This window comes from Streptomyces sp. NPDC026394 (assembly GCF_055567735.1).
Genome location: NZ_JBVHPX010000009.1, coordinates 225194 through 247428 on the forward strand (window position 1 = coordinate 225194; position 22235 = coordinate 247428).

Consider the following 22235-nt stretch of genomic DNA (forward strand, 5'->3'; position numbering starts at 1 on the left):
GGCCTCGACCACTGCTGGCAACTCCGCCCGCATCTCTGCCAGGCATCTCTGCCGACGTCTCTGCTGACAAGGACCTTCCGTGACTGATGCCCTTTCCCTTGTCGACGACTGGGGCCCCGAGAAGATCGTCGTCGTCTCCCACCGGCGCACCGGTATGAAAGGTGTCCTGGTCATCGACAACACCGCCCGGGGCGTGGGCAAGGGCGGTACCCGGATGAGCCCCACCGTGACCGTCGGCGAAGTGGCCCGCCTGGCCCGCGTCATGACGTGGAAGTGGGCCGGCGTCGACCTCTTCTACGGCGGTGCCAAGGCCGGCATCGTCGCCGACCCCGCCGCCCGCGACAAGGAAGCGATCCTGCGCGCGTTCGCTCGTGCCCTGTCCAACGAGGTCCCCCGCGAGTACGTGATGGGCCTGGACATGGGGCTGACCGAGAGCGACGCGGCCTTCATCCAGGACGAACTCGGTGACCGCGGCGCCGCCGTCGGCACCCCCGAACACCTCGGCGGCGTCGCCTACGACGAACTCGGCGTCACCGGCTACGGCGTCGCCGAGGCCGCCGACGCCGCGGCCCAGGACCTGGGTCTGTCCCTGACCGGTTCCCGCGTCGTCATCCAGGGCTTCGGCGCCGTCGGCAGCGCGGCCGCCCGGCGTTTCGCGGAACTCGGCGCCACCGTCGTGGCGGTCTCCACCCTGCACGGCGCCCTGCACGACCCGGCCGGCCTCGACGTCGCGGACCTCCTCGCGGCCCGCGACGAGCACGGTGACCACTTCGTCACCCGCCACCCCCACGGCACCCCGCTGCCCTGCGGCAGCGAACTCACCGTGGACTGCGACATCCTCGTGCCCGCGGCGCTCCAGGACGTCATCCGTCGCACCACCGCGCAGCACATCAAGGCACGACTCGTCGTCGAAGGCGCGAATCTGCCCTCGTCCCCCGATGCCCAGGGCCTGCTCGCCGAACGCGGCATCACCCTGGTCCCCGACTTCATCGCCAACGCCGGAGGCGTCGTCGCCGCCGCCTTCGCCATGGACTCCCGCTACTCCGGCTTCCGCCCCCACACCGCCACCATCTTCGAAACGATCTCGACCAGGCTGCGAGCCAACACGCTCACCGTCCTCGACGAGGCCCGGCGGCGGAGGACCACCCCGCACGCGGCGGGCCGCAACCTGGCCGAAGAACGCGTCCGCACCGCGATGCGGAGCAAGGGGCGGATTCCTCCCGACTGAGCGACAGCCGCGATGATCCGTTCGTGCCGAGACCACTGGGGTCACACGGTGCTGAGGTCATACGGTGCCGCGTTCACACGGTGCCGCGTTCATACGGTGAAGTGGTCGGGGTCCGCCGCCGCCCAGTCCGCTGCCCAGTCCTCCGGCGGCCCGTCGAGCAACTGCCCCGGTTCCAGCCAGGTGTAGAGCTCGGCGTAGGAGCGGACCGTGTCCGGGCCGACGCGGCTGCGCAGCATGTGCGGGCGCAGCTCGCCCGGCTCCCGTACGCCCATCGCCGCCATGATCTGCAAGGCGCTGCGGACCGTAGCGCGCTGGTAGCGGTGCACGCGCTCGGACTTGTCGGCGACGACCAGCGCGCGGGTGCGCCGCGGGTCCTGTGTCGTGACGCCGACCGGGCAGCGGTTGGTGTGGCAGCGCTGTGCCTGGATGCAGCCGACGGCGAACATCATGGTGCGGGCCGCGTTGGTGTAGTCCGCACCCTGCGCGATGCGTTTGACGATGTCGCTGCCGGTGGCGACCTTCCCGCTCGCGCCGATCTTGATGCGGTCCCGCAGGCCGGTGCCCACCAGCGCGTTGTGCACCGTGATCAGGCCCTCGGTGAGCGGGCTTCCCAGGTGGTCGGCGAATTCCAGCGGCGCCGCGCCGGTGCCGCCCTCCGCGCCGTCGACGATGATGAAGTCCGGGGTGACGCCCTCGGCCCGCATGGCCTTGCACACGGCCAGGAACTGCTGCCGGGAGCCGACGCACAGTTTGAAACCCACCGGTTTGCCGTCCGCCAGCTCCCGCATCCTGGCCAGGAAGCCGACCAGTTCCCGGGGCGTGCCGAAGGTCCGGTGATACGGCGGCGAGACGACCGTCCGGCCTTGCGGCACCTCACGGACCCGGGCGATCTCCGCGTTGACCTTGCCGCCCGGCAGGACACCGCCCAAGCCCGGCTTGGCGCCCTGCGACAGCTTCAGCGACAGGCACTTGACCTGGTCGTGCGCGGCCTTGTCGGCGAACTCGTGCGCGTCGAAGTTCCCGTCGCGGGTCCGGCAGCCGAAGTAGCCGGTGCCGATCTCCCACACGAGGTCGCCGCCGTGCCGCAGGTGGTATTCCGACAGCCCGCCTTCTCCGGTGTCCTGCGCGAAGCCGCCCAGTGCGGCGCCCTGGTTGAGGGCCAGGATCGCGTTGGCGGACAGCGAGCCGAAACTCATCGCGGAGACGTTCAGCAGCGCCATGTCGTACGGCCGGGTGCAGTCGGGGCCGCCGACGCGCACGGTCGGCGCCTCGTCCGGCACCGGCTGCGGCGCCATGGACGGGACCAGGAACTCGTAACCGCCGCCGTACATGTCCCGTTCGCTGCCGAACGGCGCCTCGTCCTCGGTGCCCTTGGCGCGCTCGTAGACGATGTTGCGGACATCGCGGTCGTACGGGCGGCCGTCGTAGTTGCGCTCGATGAAGTACTGCTGCATCTCGGGGCGCACGCTCTCCAGCAGGTAGCGCAGCCGGCCGATCAGCGGATAGTTGCGCAGCACCGAATGGCGGCGCTGCAAGGCATCGCGCACGCTCAGGGCGGCGAGCGCCAGTACGGGGACGGCGGCCACCCACCACCAGGGCGAGGCGAGCAGGGCGGACGCCGTCAGGACGGCACCGGCCAGGACGAGGACGAAGACAACAGACAGTCGTAGCACGTCTGTCAGTCAACCGGATACCGCAGCCGAACACGAAGGGCGACATGCCTGTCCCGTGGTCCGCGCCACGGCCCCTGCGACGACGGGTCTTCGGGAGCGGCCGGCGCCGGGTGACGACGCCGGCCGTCGGCGGGCCGGGCAGTGTCGTCCGGGTCGGCTGGTCGTTGGACCGGGTATGCCGTCAGATGTCGAGAAGAGCATGGCGCCGGAGCGGACCGGGCCCCGCGGCCTGCTCCTCGATTTCGGCGGGGTACTGACGACACCGGTCACCGACAGCATGCGGGCCTTCTGCCTCCGCGAGGGTCTGGCCCCCGACGCGTTCCTGGACGTCGTCTCGACGGACCCGGTCGGCCGGGAGCTGTACGAGAACCTGGAGTGCGGCGTCATCACCCAGGACGAATGGAACCTGCGTACCGCTCCCCTGCTGGGTGTCGAGGCGACGAATCTGCTGGGCCGCGTCCTGGCCGGCCTCCGCCCGGAGCCGGCGATGCTCGCCGCGGCGCGCTGCGCCCGGCGGGCGGGGGTCAAGGTCGTTCTCCTCACCAACAGCGCCGGCTCGGTGCCGTACGACCCTTACGAGGGTTACGGCCTCGACGCGTTGTGCGATGCCGTGGTCCTCTCCGAGCACCACGGCGTCCGCAAGCCCGACCCGGCGCTGTACAGGATCGCGCTGGAGTCCGTCGGGCTTCCCGCCCGGGAGTGTGCCTTCGTGGACGACTCGGCCCGCAACCTGCCACCGGCCGAAGACCTCGGCATGACCACCGTCCTGGACACCACCCCGACCGAGACGATCCGCCGCCTGGAAGGCGTCCTCGGCACCCCGCTCAGGTGACGGCGCCGACGGCACGTGCCGTTCGGCCGCCCGTCCGTCGCGTCACTGCGGGTCGCGGAGCTGAAGGAGATACGCGGCAGTCAGTGCGACAGCGCGGTCCTCGTCGTGCGAAAGCTCCCCGAGGGCACGGGACGCCGCCGTCCCCGGGATGTCCGCCAGTGCTTGGGTCAGCCGTCCGCGTGCAGGGGCTCCGGTGGTGTCGTGGGCGAGGCGGTCGACGAGCCTGGTCGCGATCTGGTCCGCCGTCGCGGTGTCGCTCGCCAGTCTGCTCAGTGCGTCGGCGGCGTCGGTGTCGTTCCGTCCCGCGACGATCATGTCGATGAGCACCGGGACCGCTTCGGCCACTCCCCGTGTCCCGAGCGCCAGAGCCGCGTACCCGCGGACCTCGGCGTCGGGGTCGGTGAGGGCGTCCCGCAGGAGCGCGGTCGCCTCAGCACCGGGCAGTACGGCGAGGCATTGAACAGCACGGCTGCGCACCGCGGCCACCGGCGAGCCGAGGCCCTTCGCCAGCAGTGCCGGGCCGTCGTCGCCGGATCGCGCCAACGCCCAGCGGAGGGCGCCGGCGACGCCGGGCTCCGTCTCGTTCAGTGCCGCCTCGACCAGGGCCTCCGTCGGCACCGGGATGCCGTCGGCCGAGGTGAGGGCCGCGCGCTGGCGGGCGTCGGCGCTCCGCGATCCCAGCGCCTGGAGGAGCGCGACGACCTGGAGGGCACCCTCCCAGTCGGCGGGGTCCGCGGCGTCGATCCGGCACAGCCGCGTGAGCAGCTCGGTTTCGGCCGCGATGCGGTCACGTGTCTGGCGGATGAGGTCGCCGACGAGCGCCGAGGGCGTGAACCCGGGATCATCGAGCGCGCGTCCGATCTCCCGCAGCGACAGACCCAGGGACCGCAGGCTCTCGATGTGGAAGACCCGCCGGATGTCCTGCGCCGAGTACTCCCGGTAACCGGAGCCCGTACGGCCCGAAGGCCGCACGAGACCGAGTGCTTCGTAGTGCCGGAGCATACGGGCGCTGACTCCGGACCGTTTCGACACCTCACCGATCAGCACGGTGCTCATCTTCCGTCCCGGGGGCCCCGGCGAGGATCCCGACGCGCTTGGCCTCCTCGATCGCCGACTCGAAGCCGGCGTCCGGGTCGCGCAGCAGCCGTTGGGTGGCGCGCGCGTGCGCACGCACGCGCGGGTCGGCGGCCGTCGTCGCGGCGAGCAGAGTCGGCACCGTCACTTCGCCCAGCGCGACCAGCGCCTGGCTGAGACTCAGCCGGGTGTCCCGGTCACCGCGTCCGAGCTGCGTCGCCAGCGCCGTGGCCAAGGCGGGTTCCGCTCCTTCCGGTACGAGCACGACCGCGGCCCGCCAGGCGCTCCGCGCCACCTCGTCGTCGGCGTCGGACAACAGGGCGGGGGTGATCGTCGGCCACGCCCGCCGGTCCCCGATCTTGGACAGCGTGTGCAGGGCCTGGCTCCGTGCCTGCGCACGCTCGGAGCGGACCTCGCGCAGCAGCCCGGGGAGTGTCAAGGACACCGGGTGGCGGGTGAGCGCCCAGGTCAGCATGTCGCGGACGAAGAACTCGGGTTCGATCGCACATCGCTCGATCAGCTTGTCGACGAAGCACGGGTCAGGCGCCGTACCGACCGCGAGGGCAGCCCGCAATCGCACGGACGAGCGACGATCCTCCAGCCCCTGCAACGCGCGTACGGTATCCGTGTCCTGTCTCGTCATGGTCATCGGGACCACCTCCTTGGGCAGCAGTGAAGACCTTGCCACCGTGTCAAGGTCAAGCGGAGACCGGACGAAAGCGGGTGAAGTCCGGCACACTTGCCCTGTGCCCGTACCGCCTGAGCGAAGGGCGGGACGTGTGTCGCTGGACGTACGTCGGCTCGTCGTCACCCCGGTCGGCCGGTCGTCGCTCCTGACGCGCCGGCCAGGCCCGGTCTCCGACGAACCCCAGGACATTCAGGCGTGCGTCTCCCGAATCAGGGACGGTGCGCACATCTGCATCTGTGCATCCAGGCAGCACCCCCGCTGGACGGAGGACAGCAGCCGCATCAGGACCGCTTGCCCGTGCGGTCCGACGACCTTGCCCTGGTGGTGTGCCGGCCCGTCGCCCCCGGCACCTCCCCCACCGGACGTACGGGCTGTCCGCCGGTGGCCACCGCCGTCCGGGGCGGCCCCGACCATGAGACGGCAGCGGCACAGGTCAACTACCTGGCGGCGCTGGCGGAGCCACCGCACGAAGCGATCCTGGCCAAGGCCAAGGCCAAGGCCAAGACCTTGGACCGCCGGATCACCTACTGGAACGCTGCGGCCCAGCGGCTGCACGGTCACCCCCCGCAGCAGGCGATCGGCTCCCATGGCTCGCTCCTCGCGCCGCCCGAGCGCGAGGAGCGAGATCGGCGAACTGCCGGACCGACTCAGCCGCGGCGCGAAGACCGGGCACTGCGGGACCATCCGGGTCACCAGCACCGGGGTACGGCTCGACGTGGACGTCACTCTCTCGCCCACCCGGACCTCCGACGGCCGGACCGGTTCCTCTTCTTCCGCCGAAGCGGGGCTTACCGATAGGCCGAGGAGTAGCCTACGGACAACGGAACGTGACCGCCTTGGGTGGTCCGTTCTTCGGCGCGGGGCTCAGAAAAGAGGCGCCGGATGTCTGTGCAGGAGTTGCTCACCGGCCTGAAGCGGGCCGTGGACGCGGGCGAGCACCGGGTGTGGGCGGTGCGGTGCGCACGTGCGTTGGGACTGGGAGGCATAGCGGTCTCGTTGCGGCAGGGCGCGGAACTGGTGTGGTTCAGCGACGACATCAGCGCACGGCTGGAGGACGTCCGATTCACCGTCGGGCAGGGGCCCGGCATGACGGCGGACTCCCACGGGGTGCCCTGTCAGGTACCGGATCTGCGCGCCCAGGAAGGCCGGCGGTGGCCGATGTTCACGGCGGAAGCCGAGGCATTGGGCGTACGGGCGGTGTTCGTGTGGCCCGTGCGCTCCGGGGCGGCGCGCTTCGGCGCACTGACCGGCTACCGTACGACGCCGGGTCCGCTGAGCACCCAGCAGGCAGCGGACGGGCTGCGGGTGGCCGACGCGCTGACCGGCCGGCTGCTGGCCTGGCACCCGGAGGCCGGCGACTCCGACGACGGGCCGGGGGTGGCGGGCGCGGTCGACCTGCACCGGGTGGAGGTGCACCAGGCCACCGGCGTGCTCAGCGTCCGCCTCGGCGTCCCGCTGGAGGAGGCGCTGGTGAGATTGCGGGCCCGGGCGTTCGCCTCGGGGCGGCCGCTGACCGAGACCGCCCTCGACATCCTGCGGGACCTGCCGACGTGAACCACCGCGGCGCGGGATCGTCGGCGCGCACCGAGGAGTGAGGACATGAGCAGGGAAGAGAAGATCACACAGACGTTCGTGGAACTCGCCGACACCCTCGTCGACGACTTCGACGTCATCGACTTCCTGCAGCAGTTGACCGTGCGCTGCTGCGACATCCTGGCCGTCACCGACACCGCCGTCCTGCTGGCCTACCCGGGGCCCCATCTGTACAGCCCCGCACCGTGCGATCCCAGCCCGGCCCTGTCCAAGGTGCTGGACCCGGCCCTGCGCGAAGGCCCTGGTCTGGACGCCTACCGCACCGCCACCACCGTCGCCCCCGGCCACCTCGCCCGCGCACCGGCCGCCTGGCACGACTTCACCACCCAGGCCATCGAGACGGGCTACACCTACGCCAGCGCCGTCCCGATGCGGCTGCGCCGAGAGAGCCTCGGCAGCCTCCTGCTGCTGCGCACCAGCGACAGCCCGCTGCCGGTCGCCGACCTGTCCGTGGCCCAGGCGTTCGCCGACGCGGCCGCCATCGGCCTCCTCCACGCCCACTCCCTGCGGCGCACCGACGCCGTCGACACCCATTTGCACGCCGCGCTGCACTCCCGCATCCTCATCGAACAGGCCAAGGGCGCCCTCGCCGCCCGCCGCGCCCTCTCCCTCTCCGAGGCCTTCACCGCCATGCGCCACCACGCCCGCTCCCACCATCTGCTGCTGACCACCGTCGCTCAGCACATCGCCGACCACGGCGACCTCCCCCAGCCACCACCCAATCGCCCCCGCCACCCCCGAGTGAGTACGAGCACCCGTGACGGAGACCGGCATGGCCCGCACACCGGTGGGCGAGACTGGTCGCGCACCAGATACTGGGATGCAGCCGGCAAGCAGCGTGAAGAGGGCAGGTACAGCACGCACGGCGCAGCCATGACCAGGCTCAACCACCTACCCAGGGAGAAGCGCGCTACGCCCTGTGAATACCTTCTAAACACTCCACGCACCGGGCCCACACCCGCCTGCCTCGGCGTGCCGCCGCCTGGCCAGGGCTGCGGCACGCTGTACCGCTGGCGCTCTGCTGGACTGACGTGAACATGCCCCCGGCCCCCGGGCGCACGCCGGGATGGCCATGCAGTCCATGCAGCAGCTCGCTGATAGTGCGCTATACGTTGGCGCCAAGGTTGACAACAGCCGGGAGTTCGGCAGGGCCCGGCTCGCAAACTCCGTCTCGGATCGTTTGGTGAATGCGACGGCGGATCCAGTCGAGGCGGACAGCTTCGGAAGTGGCCTGGATGACGTAGGCGAAGTCTGCGCGGCGACTGTTCACGCTGGTCCGGGTCATATCGGCGAGCCCATTCAAGGAACAGCGGCGCGTAAGCGTATTCGCCAGGCACCCGTATGGAGGCCAGGCTGTTATCACTCACGTCGTACCCGGTGGCGCGGAGGCCCCCAGCTCACCTGTAGTACTCCTCGTACGTCCGAGCCGACCGGCTGCTGTCACCGCTGAACTCACCTGATCTACGCCGGCACCCTCCCGGGCAACGCACCGCCCCACCAACCGAGTAGCCCTCTGCGTCCTCGCGGCTTCGCCACCTGCGGCACCTGCTGGTGGTGCTTATCGCCGCCGCCGATTCCCCGACGGCAGCGACCGCTCACCGCGGCCTGCCGGCCGACTGCGGTGAACATTCCCTGACCCTCTTGCAAAACCGATCAAGGTCATGGCCGAGTAACCCCTTTCCCCGACCGTAAACCCACCGCCCTATGCCAGTTGTCCAACCGCATCCGATGCGCCCGGTGCGCCCGGTGCGTAGGAAATCTCATGCAGACGATCAGGGATCCCGCTGGGGCAGACCATGCTGCTGGCGCGCACCGAGCTGGTCCGAGCCGCCGGAGGGCACGGCGGCCTGCCCCAGGCCGAGGGCTTCCTCATGGTCAACGGCGTCACCACCCTGACCGCGGGCGAACGGCTGCCCCACGTTGTGTGCTCTTACCGCAAGCCCCCACCAGGGACGCGCCGCCCTGGCCGAGCGCTTTGATCTCACATCCGCGAGTTGATGCGCTCTGTCCGGATTCCAGTTCATCGATCGCGCCACCAAACCACTGGTCCTCGCCCAACGCAGAGCAGGGTTCTCCCACGAAGCGGACGCGTTCCTCAAGACCCGTCGGCAGGCTTCAGCCGCCAACCGGACGTCGATCCGGATCTCCGTCCAGGAAGCTGACGTCTGGAAGGAGACGTATTTGCGGGTACTTCAATGAGTGCCGGCAGCCGGCGCCCGGGGCGCGTCAGGCGACAGCACACTGGGCACGGACGCGCACTGCCAGGCCGGTGCCCAGCGCCGGGGCTTCGCCCGCATCCACGACTGGCTGGGCGACGTCATGGCTGAAAGCGCCTGAGTCCGCCCGGGCACCGGCCCTTCCTGTCTCCCCGTCTCCCGGCGGCGGCTGCGCCGTCTCAATACAGACCGCTCGTGTCCTCCCGGTAGGTGTTGTCCAGGATGTCGTCGAGGAAGGTTCCGAACCCCGACCGGAGGTGGAGGCCGCTGCCCGGCTCGTAGGCGAACAAGCCGGGGCAGACACTCTCGTCGAGACTGCTGTCGACGAAGAGCGCGTACGAGAAGCGGTCCGGCTTGGCCCCGCCGCCCGGTGGCTGGCGTACCACGCGGTGGGCCACCGCGGCCACCGGTGTGGCGGTCCGCCGGGTCAGGATCTCTATCGCACATCCGAAGTTCACGATGAAGGTGCCGGGGACCGGGTCGATGGGGTGCCATTCACCGTCCCGGTCCACCTCCAGCCCGCGCTCGATGGAGCGCAGCACCGTCACCCAGCCGGAGTCCTTGTGAATGTTCAGGCCGCGCGCGGCCACTTCCGGGCGGAAGTGGTTGAAGGTCAGGGTGTGTGTGCCGTGCGGGGTCAGGCTGTGCCCGGTGCCCTGGTCCCAGAGGGCGCGCGGCAGGTCGAGGCGGGCGAGCACCGCGCGCTGGATGTCGAGCGCGAAGTCACGCATGCGCTCGGCCTGCCGGGCGAGTGCGGCCGGGTACACCTGGTCCCACCAGGCGCTCTCCAGGAAGAACTGTTCGGTCTGGTCGGCTTCCCGGCAGAAGTAGCCCTGGTGCGGGCCGAGTTGCTCGGACGTCCAGCGACGGTATCCCCGGTACGGGTCCGTATGCTCCGCGGCGGGGCCCGCCGGGTCTTCGGCCGCGAGGTAGAAGGAACGGGCGAAGCGGTCCCCGGCCGACAGGTCCGTGCCGGCGGGCTGCTGCACGTAGAAGAAGCCGTCCTTCAGGGCGCGCCGGAACCCGTCCTCGGCCGCGAAGTGCAGTTCGCCGTCGCGCAGTTCGGCCATCTGCCAGCCCTGCAGCGCGGCGGTACGCGAATGTCCCGCAGCCGTGCTCATACGCGGGAGTGGAAGTCGTAGCCGAGCTTGCCTGCCTTCTCCACCGAGAAGTCGCGGAAGCTCTGGTACTCGCGCAGTCGCCCGTCGGTGTCGTACTGGTAGAGCTGCATGTCGTAGCGGGGACCCATGTAGACCGTGAAGGAGGAACGGTCCGGGGTGCCCGCGTCCGGGCGCAGCTCCGGCACACGGTGGTAGACGGCGGTCACCGGCCTGGGCAGCTTCCTGGTCAGGACGCGGAAGGCGTCGCCGAGGTTGACGGTGAAGTGGCCGGGACGCTCGCGCACCGGAAGCCAGCGGCCTTCGTGGAGGATTTCGTAGCCTGGCTGGTCGGTGCAGATCGTGGTGATGAATCCGCTGTCGGAGTGCTCGACGATCCCGGCGCGGTCGCTCAGGCCCGAACGGTAGTGGTTGACCGTCGTGTAGCACAGGCCCGTGTCCTGCGCGGCGCCGCCGGTGATGAGGTCACGGTCGGCCTCGGGCACCCCCGCCGCGTCGAACACGCCGTAGAGGACGTCCAGGGTCAGCTGCCGCATGCGCCACAGCAGCGCGGTGACCTCGTCCGGCAGGTACTCCTCCCACAGAAAGCTCTCCAGCTGGAGCTGCTCGACCTGGTCGGGCCGGTCCTCGTATCCCAGCTTGGAGGCCGGGTGGCCGTGTTCGCGGTGGCCCCGGTGGCGGTCGTCCGGTCCGCCGGTCCCCGGCTTGTAGAAGGTGCGGCAGAAGTCGAGTCCGGCGCGCACGTCGAGGCCCTCGGGGACCGCCACGTTGAACGCGCCGATGCGCAGCGCCCGTTCGATGTCGTCCGCGGTGCCGAACCGCAGGGTGCCCGCGTCGGCCTCGGCCGCGGGGAGGGTGAGGTGGGTTTCATCCCGCTCTGCCTGCTGCGCCTGCGCAGTGTCCGTCATGGTGCGACTCCCGTCCTGGTCGGTTTCCGCCGGCGCCGTGCCCGTGCCCCGGCTACAGCGCGCCGTCGTTGTCATAGGTCCGGCTCACCTCCTGGGCGGCGAAGTCCGCGACCGACTGCACGGGGTGCGCCGTGCCGTTGTCGAGCCGGTAGACGGTGCCGTCGAGGGCGGAGTCCAGGAATGTCACGTACGAGATGCGGTCGGCCCGGCCCGCGGAACGCTCGGTGGAGACCACGCCGTGCACGTTCGCGCGCACGGGCCGCGGCAGGGCGGAGGTGAGCACTTCGAGCGAACTGCCGAAGTTCACGATGAAGTGCCCCGGCTCGGGGTTGACGGCGCCCAGCTCTCCGTCGATGAGCGCGAGGAGGCCCGGCTCGAAGGAGCGGAGTACCGTCACCCATCCGGAGTCGCGGTGGAACTTGCAGCCCCGGGTCTCCTTCCGGGAACGGAAGTGGTTGAAGGCGAGCATCTGGTGACCAGCGCTGTCGGTGAGGCCACCGGACACCTCGCTCCACAGGTGCCGCGGTACCTCCACGTGCCGCAGCACCGCACGCAGCACGGCGACACCGAGGCCGGTCATCCGGTGGCCGAGTTCGGCGACCTCGGGCGGCAGCAGCGCCCAGTTCGCCCTCTCGATGTAGAAGTTCTCCCACTGGTCGTGTTCGCGGTCGAAGTAGCCCTGGTAGGTGCCGGGGACCTCCGCGTGGCGGTAGCCCCGGTAGGGGTCCAGGTCGTCACCGGCCGGATCCTCGTGGAAGTGCGCGGCGAACCGGTCCCCCGGGCCCGTGTCGAGGCCGTCGGGTACGCGCAGCAGGAAGAATCCTTTGGCCAGTGCGCGGTCGAAGCCTCCGTCGCGCTCGAAGAGCAGCTCGTCCCCGTCGAACCAGGAGCGTTCGAGGTCCACCGGCGGGTACGCGGCCTGAGCCTGCCGCTCGCCGGGCATGGGTGGCAGGCTGACCGGGGGCCGGGAGGTGGCGGGGTGCAAACGCGTGGGTGACGTGCGGGAGTTGGCGGTGGTCATGGGGACGGCTCCCTCGGGGTTGCGGTGTCGCGCTGCGTGCCGGGACCGGGCGGCGCGCCGGGTTCGGGCCGGATCGTGATGGTTCCCGGCCGTGCCGGGCGCGGCATGGACGCGTGGTGCTTCAGCCGGAGGTCCACGCCCTGCGTGGCGACCGCGTACCGGCCGTACAGCTCGGCGAGGACCACGGACTGCATCCGCACCGAGAAGAGCCGGCCGGGGCACTTGCGGGGGTTCCGGTCGGCGTTGACCATGCTGAACGAGTTGATCTCGTAGCGGCCGCGGGAGAGCAGCGAGGAGACCGTCTCCCGGTCGGAGCGGACGATGGCCTTGATGTTGGCCGGGGCGAAGCGGCGCGGCTCGGGGAAGACGGCGGGGTCGCGGTTGGCCTGCCGCCGGTCCAGCCACATCATGGTGTCCGGCGGTACGGTCACCCGCACGCCCCGGTGGCGCAGGGTGAACGGTCCGGTCGTACGGCGCCACAGGGCGCTGGGATTGCTGCCGCCGAGGCGTACGGCCTCCAGGACCGCGAGGTCGGTCACGGACAGCGCGGCGCCCGCGTGCGAAGGCGGTGCTGCGTACGGGCACCCCGTTCCGGCCGCCGCCCCCGCACCGCTCCTGGCCTCCGCCACGACGGCGTCCTTGACCTGGGGCGTGGCCTCCACATAGCCGATGGCCCACATCAGGCTGAGCGCCGTCGTGTCGTACGTGGCGACGATGACCGTGCCCAGTTCCTTGACCCGCGCGGCATCGAGCGCGGCCACCGACCGGCGGGTGAAGGGCAGGCCCCACAGGCTGAAGTGGCGCCGGATCAGGTTGGAATCGGGGGCGTCGGCCAGGGCGTCGAAGTTGTCTGCCAGGAGGTCGCGGACGAACGGCACGATGATGTCGAACTCGCGCATCGCCGCCGGGTTGTCGTTGCTGATGACGTCGGAGGCGAGGTCGAAGAAGCCGCGCACCACACGGCCGTACTCTGCGGAGTGCAGGTACTCGGGCAGCGGCCGCTGGGTGAGGTCGAGAACGCCGGGGAGCATGCTGTCCACGTAAGCCGTCAGGGACAGCGTGAAGTCGTCGAGCGGCAGGGGGCGGCCGGCCGCGCGGCCGAGGTGGTCGGCCGTGAACCGGCGGACGGCGGGCTCCAGGCTCTCGACGAACTTGGCGTTGCCGAGGGAGCGTTCGACCACAGCCCGCTTCCCCGGGCGGTCCGGATGGTCGTGAGGCAGGGAGCCCATGAAGTCGCCGAACAGCTCGCGGTTGGCGTCGGTGGAGGGGGCGAGGAGGTCATCGCCGACGAGCGGCTCGTTGGTGATCTGGTAGACGGCGAGTCTGGGGCCCATCCAGAACGTGCACAGGCCGCCGTTCTCCTCGGCACAGGCACTGATGCCGGAGGCGCGGAAGTAGTGCGAGGCGGGCTCCCCGCGCACCACGGTCGCCTCGTGGAACGCCGGGGCGTGGCCGTGCCGCAGGCTGGGCCCGTCGTGGTGGGCGACGAGTCCGGGGAAGGCCGCGCCGGGGGCCTGCGGCAGGGCAACGGTACGGCCCTGCCGCGGGGCGCCGAGGCGGTCCGCCGGGGCGCTCATGCCGTACCGCCGCCGCTCGCGCCGGCGGCTTCGGCGATGCCGAAGTCGGCATGCCGGTCGGACCAGGTCCGCTCGTTGAACTCCCGCAGGAAGTCCTCGGAGCTGCGCACGGGGGCGGCCGAGCCGTCCTCGCGTACCTGGTGGAGGTAGCCGGTGGCGGGCGGATTGGCGAAGGCCGCGAAGGAGAAGCGGTCCGGGGCGCCCGAGGCCGGTGCGCACTGCCGCACCTGGTGCAAAATGGCCCGCACCGGGCGGTCGAGGGCCGCGGTGAGCAGTTCGAAGGCGCCGCCGAAGTTCACCACGAAGTGGCCGGGTACGGGGTCGACAGGCACCCAGGCGCCGTCGACGGAGGCTTCCAGGCCGGGCTCCTCGTTGTAGAGAACGGTCACGAATCCGGTGTCCTTGTGCGGGGCGCAGCCCAGCTTGGCGCGCTCCGACCGGTAGTGGTTGGCCGCGAACCAGTGGGTGCCGAGGCCATCGACGGCGCCACCGGTGATCTCGCTCCACAGCGCGGGCGCGATACCCAGCTCGCTCATCGCCTCACGCAGCACCAGGAGCGTCAGGTCACCCATCCGCTCGGCCATGGCGAAGAGTTCGCGCGGGAAGTGCCGGCTGCGCCCGGGGCCGTCGATGAGTACGTGCTCGGTCTGGAAGTGCTCCCGGTCGAAGTAGACGCCCGGCACGTCCTTGAAACCGCGGTACGCGCGGGTGGCCGCGGCCCCTTCATCGTGCGCCAGGTGGAACTCGCGGCACAGCGTGATGCCTGGCCCCGGATCGAACCCGGCGGGCATGGCGAGCAGGAAGCAGCCGTCCCGCAAGGCACGGGACAGGCCGTCGGCGGCATCGAAGCGCAGGCCGCCGCCCGCCACGGTGGCGCGCTGGAGGGTCATGGTGTCGGCGGTCATCGGCGTACACCCTTCGCGGTGGGGTGCTCCTCGGGGCTGCCCGGAGCGACGGTGGTGTCCGACCCGCCCGGTGCATCCGGTGCGCCCGGTGCATCCGGCGCATCCGTACCGGCGTAGATCTCGTAGTCGTTCTCGTCGATGAGTTCGCGCGAGCCGCAGACACGCTCCAGGCCGCTGCCGTGTACGTAGCGGTAGATGCCCTGGTCCCCGCCGGGCAGGCAGCCGCTGGAGCTGAAGTGCCCGAAGCTGGACCGGTCGCCCTGTTGGCGGGCGACCCTGTGCATGATGGCGGCGACAGGCATGCGGCTGCCGGCGGTCAGGATCTCCATGGACAGGCCGAAGTTGACGATGAAGCAGTCCGGGTCGGCCGGGACGGTCTCCCAGTGGTCCTCGCGGCTGACTTCGAGGCCCGGGGCGGTCGTCCGCAGGATGGTGAGGAACCCGTCGTCCTTGTGGGAGCTGAGCCCGATGTCCTCGTGCGCGGGACGGTAGTGGTTGAACGTCAGGTGGTACGAGCCCGCGCACCGCGAGCAGCCACCGGTGGCCCGGGCCCAGTCCCGCTCCGGTATGCCCACCGCGGAGAGGACGGAACACAGCACGTGCCGCGAGAGCCGGGTGAGCGACTCGCCCAGGGCGGTGATCTCCGGCGGATAGGCGGCGGCCCAGAACCGGCGTTCCAGAAGGAACTGCTCGATCTGGTTGATCCGCTGGTGGAAGCCGAGCAGCGGATCCCCGAAGTGGTCGCTGCCGATGTCGCGGAACCGGCCGTACGGCGCCGCGTCCGGACCCTCGTAGAACTGGCGCGCGAACGCGTCGCCCGCCGACACGTCGAGCCCGCCCGGGATCTCCAGGAGGAAAACGCCGTCCCGGAAAGCCCGGTCGCGCGCCCCGGAACCGCCGAAGTCCAGCGCCCCGCCCACGGCCCGGGCCCTTTCGAGGCGTGCTTCGCCGAGCGCGGGACGGCCGGGCGAACGCTTCTCGTAAACGTCCTGGTATATCTTTCCCCGCCGTATTTCGGGGACCAGGTCTCGGGCTTCGGCTGCCATACTCACCGGCCTTTCAGGTGGAGGGAGACCACGACGAGGTCGCGCAGCTCTTCCGGGGCTCCCGGATGTTCGCCCCTGGCTATCTCGGACAGGGTGCTGAACGATCCGGGATACACCATGACCGGCAGCCCCTGCTCTTTGAGGCAGGCGAAGATGGCGAACTCTTCGAGAAAGTAGTCGCTGGACATCCGGATGCGGTCTTCCAATGCGGCCGCACTGATGCCGTCGGCCCGCTTCCGGTGATAGGCACGACCGAACGATTCGACCGAGGAGCGGAACGCCTCGTCCTCGTCGAAGAACGCCCGCAACTTGCTGTGGAACTCGGCGTACCTCTCGCCTGCTTGCACTTCAGCGCAGGTCAGGAGGTGGAAGTCGGTGCTCTCACGGTACGCGTCGAACACCTCCCCCGTGGCCTCCACGAAGCGCCGGCCGAGCTCCAGCGCCCGTTCCCTGGCACGGTCCGGGGGAAGTTTCTGCGTCGACTCCAGAGTGAGCCGGTGAATGCTGTCGCCGATGAGCACAGTGCATCGCCCGAACCTTCGGGAGATCCACTTGACCATGCTCGCGAGTTTGGGGGAGGTGAAGTTACTGTTTTCCAGGCTGACACCGAGAAAACATGTTTCGAACTGCTCGAAGGTGTTCCTGCTCGAAACCGGAGAAACCGAGCCGATCTCTGCTTTGTAGCGCGTTCTGCGGGTGGGCGCTACCCGGCGCATCGGAGTAGCGGTCCCCTGCGCATCTAACGACATCACATCCGCCTAATCCATGGGGGGAGAGGTGCAGGAATGACATGCTTCTGCCGCATTGAATTTCTAACAGGAGGGTGAACCGGAAGCCAAGATCCCCCGGTAGGGATCAGGCCGCCCCGCCGAACGACCGCATTTTCCGGGCGCCGCACGGCGACTGACCAGGAAATTGGTCGGTGTAGGCAGCATGAACCCGGCCGGGCGATACGGGTGTTGCCCCTGTGGTCTCGCCATGGGCGATGGGCGGGGCCGCGACGCGAGATCCCGCCATCGGCGGGATGACCGACACACGGCGCTCAACAGGCAGTTCGCGGCCTGCGGGTCCGGGGCACGGCTCTCTGCCGTCAGGGGCGGGGAGCACCCCCGTGCGGCCCGCGGGGCCACAGCCCCCAGCGTGGCTCGAGATGGCTGAATGCCGCCGTCCCACCTGACGGAACACCACAAGCCTGCCACTCAGCGCAGATTCCGTAAATCCACGCCTTCTTCCGCTATGAGAGTCCGCGCAGGGACGGGTTGGCAAGTGCCCTGGGGTCGGTTACGGTGATCTCGTCCCGACCGCCTGTCGAGGCGCGGCCCTGCGTACAGCACGCACGGAGCGGCCCCGTCGACATGGCACATCGGACTTCCCGTGGGCAGCCTCTCCACACCGGCCCCACTTCTCCCCTCCTCCTCTCTCGCAGCGGCGCTCCACGTCCAGGAGCGCTCTTCGGCTGCCACCTCCCCCTCACCACCAGCGTCTCGTGCCGCCGCGCATCCGTGCGGCGGCAGTACATGCCGTCCCGGAAGGGGCCGACCATGAGGAGAAGTGGACCATCGTGAGCAAGAGCACGGCCTTGAAGGGCGGTACCGGCGGCGGCGCGACGGCGCCGCCCTTCGCCACCCGGCGATGGGCCCTCCTCGCCATGTCCGTGGGTGTGTTCTGCATCCAGCTCGACTCGTTCGGGCTGAACCTCGCCCTGCCGGAGATCGGCCGCGACCTGCACGCGGGCGGAGACGGTCTCCAGTGGGTGATCAGCGCGTACCTGCTGTCCACCGGCACGCTGATGCTGGGGGCGGGGCGGCTGGGCGATCTGTTCGGCCGACGGCGGCTCCTGGTCACGGGCCTTGCCGCGTTCGGCGCGTCCTCGCTGGTCTGCGCGCTCGCCCCGTCCCTGCCCGTCCTCGTGGGCGCCCGGGTGGCCCAAGGCGCCGGAGCCGCACTGATCATGCCGGTGGGGCTGTCCCTGCTGACCAACGTCTACCCGGCCGAACTGCGCGGCCGTGCCACCGGATGGGCCCTCGGCATCGGCGGGGTCGCCACCGCCTGCGGCCCGTTCATCGGCGGCGCCCTGACCGAATCGGTGTCCTGGCGTGCCGTCTTCTGGCTCAACGTCCCGCTCGCCGTACTCGGCGCGGTCTGTGCCGCACGTACCGCCGAGAGCTACGACACCAGCGCGCCCCGCAGCGTCGACTGGAGCGGCCTGGCCGGCGGCACGGCCTTGCTCGCCGCGCTCTGTGTCGTCATCGACCGCGGGCCGCGCTGGCCGTGGCCGGCCGCGCTGGCGGGCGTGGCCGTCGCGGCAGCCCTGCTGATCCTGTTCGTACGGCGTGAGCGGACCGCGGCCCATCCGCTGGTGCAGCTCAGCCTGTTCCGCAACGGACCGTACATGGCACTCACCCTGGCCGGTGCCGCGGCCAACACCACCACCGTGATGTTCCTCTTCGTGGTTCCCCTCACGCTCCAGGGCCAGTGGGACCTCTCGGTCGTCCTCGCGGGCACCGCGTTCCTGGCCCCCGCGCTGGCCATGGCGATCGCCGGGCCGCTCGCCGGGCGGGTACCGCCACGGGCCGCGGTACGGCTGATGGCGGGCTGTCTGTGCGGCGGAGCGCTGGTGCTGGCGTGCCTCGCCGGGGTCTCCTCCCTGGCTCTGTACGTAGCCGTGGCCACCGTAGGCGGAGCGGTCCTCGGAGTGGCCAACTCACTGACCCTCATCGCCACCCAGGCGGTGATCCGGCCGGAGCGGGCCGGGGAGGCCTCGGGCGTCACCAAGACGGTCATCACCGTGGCCGCAGGGCTGGGCGTCGGACTGGCCGGAGCCGTCACCGACCAGAACCGCGGCGTGGGCTCGGAAGCGGCCGCCGACACGGCATTGCTGATCACCGCGGCGGGCTGTCTGGCCGCGTGTCTGGTCCTCGTCGGGTGGATCAGACTCCGGGAGGGCAGGACGCGGGCCGGGGCGGGCCGGCCGGGAGGGTGACGTCGTTCCGCGGACGGCATACCGCAAAGCCGTCACCGGATCGGCGCCGAGGCCGGTAGGGCGGGAACGCCGCGGAGTCGGCGAAGTCCCGGTCGGCGGCGGGCCGGCGGCGGCGGGCTACGGCGGCGATGCGGTGTACGAGGTCGCCCCCGTAGCGCCGGTCGCCCTCGGCCTCCGGGATGCCTCGGGCCAGGGCGCGGCGACACCGGTCGGCCCAGGTCCGTACTGGCCGGATCGCCCACCGTGTGCCATGGGGTACCGACGACCGAATTCCGTAGTGGCGCCGAGCTGTTCGGATGCGCCCGCGCCTGCTCGGCAAGTCTTTCGCTCGACAGCGTTGTGAGGGGCAAGGCGGGTATTCTCCGCGCCCCTCTGTCTGTTCAGCGACGGCCCGATCAACACGACTCCACCGCCCCGCATCGCCGGTTCTCCCCCGCCTCACCGACCCCGTCCACCTCCCGGTGACTGGCACCAGGATCCGGACCATACGCGGGCCAACGTCCCCTCAGTATCCGCGACATCCGCCAAGGCCGCAGGTCAACACCACCGTGAGCCCTGTACCACCGGTAGACGAAGAACCTGCTCGTGTCGTACTCGCCGAAGAAGCCGGGACCCTTCTGAGCGTAGACAGGTAGGCGGCCTGACCTGGGCTATTGCCCGTCAGGCGCCTTCCGCTGGACTCACTCAGGGCCAGGCCCGGTTTCCGTCGTACCTCCCGCTTCCTCCCACCGCCAGCCCCGTCCCGACCAGCTCTTCCGGACCAGTCACGGACCAGAACTGCGCTTCACCCCCGCAGAAACGCCTCCTCCCCCTGAAGCGGTCCCACTCCGGCAGGGACTGCTCGATGAGCCGGTTGACCTGCTCGCGCACACCGTCCGGGTCAGGGCCAGTTCCCCGGCCCGCGCCCACGTCGTGCCGTACGCCGCGACCTCCACGTGATCGCCCGCCCTGTTGCGAAACAGCCATCCGCCCGGTGCCACGCCACCCGACGCCGCACTCGGCTCGCGGCGCGCGGCCCGAACCAGGCCACCGCGAAACGGGCCGCCTGCCGCAGAAGAAGACCGGCCCGGCACCCGGCCGGAAAAAATCCAGCACTGGGCCGACCACAAGGACCCGCGCACGACGCAGCGCTGCCTTACCTGGAGCGTTTCACTGATCTTTTTGATGTCGCCCGCAGCGGCGGTACGAGTTCCGGGTGGTCGCCACGGAAGGCGGACTGGAGCAGTTCCGTGGCCAGGATCATCTGGGCGGCTTGGCCCTGTGGTGGGTCGGCAACGTCGGCGAACTCGTGCTTCACACGCGAGGCGGTGGCGGGTGCGAGGAGGCTGTAGACGTACAGCAGCTCGGCGTCGTACCAGTCACGCCTCGGCCCCGCCTACTCCGACTCCTGCGTGGCCGCCTTGCGGTAGCGGGTCACGGCCATGCGGGACAGGAGGATGGAGGCGGCCGTGACGGCGAGCCACAGCGGCCCCATGAGGATGTGCAGGACTCCGAGCCAGGCGATCTCGGCCTGCCGGTAGAGAATCACCTGCGCCACCAGGCTCGCGAGGCTCACCACCGAGATGAGCAGTGTCGTCGCCCCGTAGAAGCGCCGGAGGGGCCGGTACGAGCGCCACCGCGGCGGGCCGCCGACCAGCCGGTTCGCGACCAGACCGGCCAGCGGGCGGCCGGCGGCCACCGACAGGACGCAGACCACCGTCGCCACGGCCGGTACCAGGATCGGCAGCAGGAAGAATCCTTTGGCCTCCCCGGTGCCGGCCGCCACGGCCGCACAGGCCACCGCCACCAGCGCGCCGATGACGGCGTGCCGTACCTGCTCCTTGGCGCGCAGCCGCCAGGCGAGGACGACGATCACCGTCACCGTGGTGGACACCAGGGCGAGCCGCAGGCCGCCGAGGCGGTCGGCGACGACGAACACGAGGGTGGGAGCCGCGGTGGCCACCAGTCCCGAGGCGCCGCCGAACCGTTTGATCACCGCCTTCCCGGGGCTGAGTCCGGAGGCCGGGAGGGGGCTGTGGAGGGCGCCCCCCGTCGAGACCTCGGTGTGTGGTGTGTCCATGGCTTCCTTCCGTTCGCCACAGTTGCGGCGGGCAGTCCGAGCCGCCGGGGACGGCACGTGCTCGGTTCCCGGTCCGCGCCGGAGGATGGCGCGCCCCGCCGTACCCGCCGTGGCAGGCAACGTACGGCGGGACGCGTATGCGTGCGAGGTGTCAGGCCGAAGCGGATGCGGACGACGACATGCCGGCGGCGGCGCCCTGCGCCGTGTCGAAGGGGCTGGGCTGCGGGACCGCCCCCTGGTCACGCCACACCACGCCCCGGCGTTCGTGCGCGAAGAGGTGCTCGACGGCCAAGGCGATCTTCGGGCCGATCTCCCGGTCCAGCAGGTGCAGGGCCAGGTCGAGACCGGAAGTGACGCCCCCGGCGGTCACCAGGTCACCGTCGTCCACGACGCGGGCGCGGACGACGGTGACGCCGTTCCGGGCGAGCAGGTCCACGCCCTGATGGTGGGTCATCGCGTTACGACCTTCGATGAGCCCGGCCATCGCCAGAACCAGCGAACCCCCGCAGACCGTGGCCACCGTGGTGCCGGGCGTGGCGAGGGCCTTGGCCAGCAGCCCCGGAAGCTCGGTGGTGAGGGAGTTGCCGATGAGGACGGGGATGGTCGCGCCGGACGGCCCCCCGGCGGGGTCGTCCGTCCCCGCGGGCAGCGTGCCCGCCGCGCCGGGTACGACGATCAGGTCCGCGCGGCTCGGGTCCAGCGGGGCAGCGGCCGTCAGGGAAACGCCGGGAATCCCACTGGGGACCTCCCTGGCCCCCTCGGCGCTGACCAGTTCGACCCGCACCTGGTCGGTGAAGTTCCCGGCGGCGCTGAACACCTCGTACGGGGCGATGACATCCAGCGGGTCGAAGCCGTCGAAGAGGACGAACTGGGCGAGCATGGCGCTTCTCATTTCTTCCGGAGGCTGCCGGTCTCTTGACCGCGCCCCTCACGCTAAGCAGCGCGGCAGGGGCGGGCCATGGGCTGGATCGACAGTCTCCAACGGGATCTCGCCAACGCCATGAGCTGCGGGTTCTTCCTGCTGACCGACGTTGCCCCGTCGGGAGGCCGTGGGGAGTGGCGCCGAGCTGAAGCGACCGGTGCGGTAGGTGCCGGCGACCCCGACCGGGTGCGAGCGGCAAGGTGAGGCGAGTACGGTCCGGCAGCGCGAACCGGGGCGGCGCTCGATGCCGTCCGCGTCGCTCGGGGTGGCTTCCTACGGGGCTGTCATGCCGCGGATGCTGTCGCAGACGTCTGGTTTGCGTCGGGAGCCTGTGATGACGTAGCGTGACAGGGTTCCTGTGCCGAGGTATCGGTGGCAGCGACCGGATTCTC

20 protein-coding genes are annotated in these 22235 nt (G+C 70.8%); 7 read left to right on the forward strand and 13 right to left on the reverse strand.

The genetic code is table 11. From position 1 onward, the window contains the following. Positions 1 to 79: 79 nt before the first annotated feature. Entirely contained in the window at positions 80 to 1228 is a 1149-nt protein-coding gene (locus tag ACZ4QV_RS22370) for a Glu/Leu/Phe/Val family dehydrogenase (RefSeq protein WP_361639172.1), read from the forward strand. 89 nt (positions 1229 to 1317) lie between these two features. On the opposite strand, the gene ACZ4QV_RS22375 is transcribed toward ACZ4QV_RS22370, so the two are convergent. Next, positions 1318 to 2892 (reverse strand): FMN-binding glutamate synthase family protein, encoded by a 1575-nt coding sequence (locus ACZ4QV_RS22375; protein ID WP_467763349.1) that lies wholly within the window; start codon positions 2890 to 2892, stop codon positions 1318 to 1320. Positions 2893 to 3076: 184 nt separating this feature from the next. On the opposite strand from ACZ4QV_RS22375, the gene ACZ4QV_RS22380 reads away from it, so the two are divergent. Next, on the forward strand, positions 3077 to 3733 hold the full coding sequence (locus tag ACZ4QV_RS22380; RefSeq protein WP_361152327.1) for an HAD-IA family hydrolase: 657 nt from the start codon (positions 3077 to 3079) through the stop codon (positions 3731 to 3733). Positions 3734 to 3775: 42 nt separating this feature from the next. Here ACZ4QV_RS22380 and ACZ4QV_RS22385 read toward each other — a convergent pair whose 3' ends face one another. Both ACZ4QV_RS22385 and ACZ4QV_RS22390 read right to left on the reverse strand, forming a co-directional pair. Next, positions 3776 to 4780 carry a MerR family transcriptional regulator gene (locus ACZ4QV_RS22385; protein WP_467763350.1) on the reverse strand — a complete coding sequence of 335 codons (1005 nt, stop codon included), beginning with the start codon at positions 4778 to 4780 and terminating at the stop codon, positions 3776 to 3778. After that, entirely contained in the window at positions 4767 to 5456 is a 690-nt protein-coding gene (locus ACZ4QV_RS22390; protein ID WP_361589349.1) for a HEAT repeat domain-containing protein, read from the reverse strand. The genes ACZ4QV_RS22385 and ACZ4QV_RS22390 overlap by 14 nt, the downstream gene beginning before the upstream one ends. 336 nt (positions 5457 to 5792) lie before the next feature. Between ACZ4QV_RS22390 and ACZ4QV_RS22395 the strand changes: the two genes are divergently transcribed. The 4 genes from ACZ4QV_RS22395 to ACZ4QV_RS22410 all read left to right on the forward strand — a co-directional run bounded on the left by ACZ4QV_RS22395 (position 5793) and on the right by ACZ4QV_RS22410 (position 9425). Then, the gene (locus tag ACZ4QV_RS22395; RefSeq protein ID WP_361152321.1) at positions 5793 to 6293 is read left to right on the forward strand and encodes a PAS domain-containing protein; all 501 of its coding nucleotides are present in this window, start codon (positions 5793 to 5795) and stop codon (positions 6291 to 6293) included. A gap of 84 nt (positions 6294 to 6377) precedes the next feature. Continuing rightward, positions 6378 to 7049, forward strand: coding sequence for an ANTAR domain-containing protein (locus tag ACZ4QV_RS22400; protein ID WP_361152318.1), 672 nt, complete (start codon positions 6378 to 6380; stop codon positions 7047 to 7049). Positions 7050 to 7094: 45 nt separating this feature from the next. Then, positions 7095 to 8123, forward strand: a complete 1029-nt coding sequence (locus ACZ4QV_RS22405) for an ANTAR domain-containing protein (protein WP_467763316.1) — start codon at positions 7095 to 7097, stop codon at positions 8121 to 8123. Positions 8124 to 9287: 1164 nt separating this feature from the next. Continuing rightward, positions 9288 to 9425 (forward strand): hypothetical protein, encoded by a 138-nt coding sequence (locus ACZ4QV_RS22410; protein ID WP_361589356.1) that lies wholly within the window; start codon positions 9288 to 9290, stop codon positions 9423 to 9425. A gap of 58 nt (positions 9426 to 9483) precedes the next feature. On the opposite strand, the gene ACZ4QV_RS22415 is transcribed toward ACZ4QV_RS22410, so the two are convergent. The 7 genes from ACZ4QV_RS22415 to ACZ4QV_RS22445 are packed head-to-tail and all read right to left on the reverse strand — an operon-like array spanning position 9484 to position 16628. After that, a complete protein-coding gene (locus tag ACZ4QV_RS22415; RefSeq protein ID WP_467763317.1) occupies positions 9484 to 10425 on the reverse strand; it encodes a 2OG-Fe(II) oxygenase family protein in 942 nt (313 codons plus the stop codon). Beyond that, positions 10422 to 11330: a 2OG-Fe(II) oxygenase family protein gene (locus ACZ4QV_RS22420; RefSeq protein ID WP_467763318.1), complete on the reverse strand. Its 909-nt coding sequence runs from the start codon at positions 11328 to 11330 to the stop codon at positions 10422 to 10424. Before ACZ4QV_RS22420 ends, ACZ4QV_RS22415 begins: the two co-directional genes overlap by 4 nt. Positions 11331 to 11382: 52 nt before the next feature. Continuing rightward, positions 11383 to 12351: a 2OG-Fe(II) oxygenase family protein gene (locus ACZ4QV_RS22425; RefSeq protein WP_361589365.1), complete on the reverse strand. Its 969-nt coding sequence runs from the start codon at positions 12349 to 12351 to the stop codon at positions 11383 to 11385. Then, positions 12348 to 13928: a cytochrome P450 gene (locus ACZ4QV_RS22430; protein WP_361589368.1), complete on the reverse strand. Its 1581-nt coding sequence runs from the start codon at positions 13926 to 13928 to the stop codon at positions 12348 to 12350. Before ACZ4QV_RS22430 ends, ACZ4QV_RS22425 begins: the two co-directional genes overlap by 4 nt. After that, the gene (locus tag ACZ4QV_RS22435; RefSeq protein ID WP_361589371.1) at positions 13925 to 14833 is read right to left on the reverse strand and encodes a 2OG-Fe(II) oxygenase family protein; all 909 of its coding nucleotides are present in this window, start codon (positions 14831 to 14833) and stop codon (positions 13925 to 13927) included. The genes ACZ4QV_RS22430 and ACZ4QV_RS22435 overlap by 4 nt, the downstream gene beginning before the upstream one ends. Continuing rightward, positions 14830 to 15879, reverse strand: a complete 1050-nt coding sequence (locus ACZ4QV_RS22440; protein WP_467763319.1) for a 2OG-Fe(II) oxygenase family protein — start codon at positions 15877 to 15879, stop codon at positions 14830 to 14832. The genes ACZ4QV_RS22435 and ACZ4QV_RS22440 overlap by 4 nt, the downstream gene beginning before the upstream one ends. 2 nt (positions 15880 to 15881) lie before the next feature. Next, positions 15882 to 16628, reverse strand: coding sequence for a tRNA-dependent cyclodipeptide synthase (locus ACZ4QV_RS22445; protein ID WP_467763320.1), 747 nt, complete (start codon positions 16626 to 16628; stop codon positions 15882 to 15884). Between the two features lie 812 nt (positions 16629 to 17440). Here ACZ4QV_RS22445 and ACZ4QV_RS22450 point away from each other — a divergent pair. Then, a complete protein-coding gene (locus tag ACZ4QV_RS22450; RefSeq protein WP_467763321.1) occupies positions 17441 to 18862 on the forward strand; it encodes an MFS transporter in 1422 nt (473 codons plus the stop codon). Between the two features lie 1135 nt (positions 18863 to 19997). On the opposite strand, the gene ACZ4QV_RS22455 is transcribed toward ACZ4QV_RS22450, so the two are convergent. From ACZ4QV_RS22455 to ACZ4QV_RS22465, 3 genes are all read right to left on the reverse strand, one after another. Then, positions 19998 to 20159: a hypothetical protein gene (locus ACZ4QV_RS22455; RefSeq protein ID WP_361881260.1), complete on the reverse strand. Its 162-nt coding sequence runs from the start codon at positions 20157 to 20159 to the stop codon at positions 19998 to 20000. A gap of 78 nt (positions 20160 to 20237) precedes the next feature. After that, positions 20238 to 20921, reverse strand: a complete 684-nt coding sequence (locus ACZ4QV_RS22460) for a DUF3159 domain-containing protein (protein ID WP_361152282.1) — start codon at positions 20919 to 20921, stop codon at positions 20238 to 20240. A gap of 151 nt (positions 20922 to 21072) precedes the next feature. Further along, on the reverse strand, positions 21073 to 21801 hold the full coding sequence (locus ACZ4QV_RS22465) for a DJ-1/PfpI family protein (RefSeq protein ID WP_361639140.1): 729 nt from the start codon (positions 21799 to 21801) through the stop codon (positions 21073 to 21075). Between the last annotated feature and the right edge of the window lie 434 nt (positions 21802 to 22235).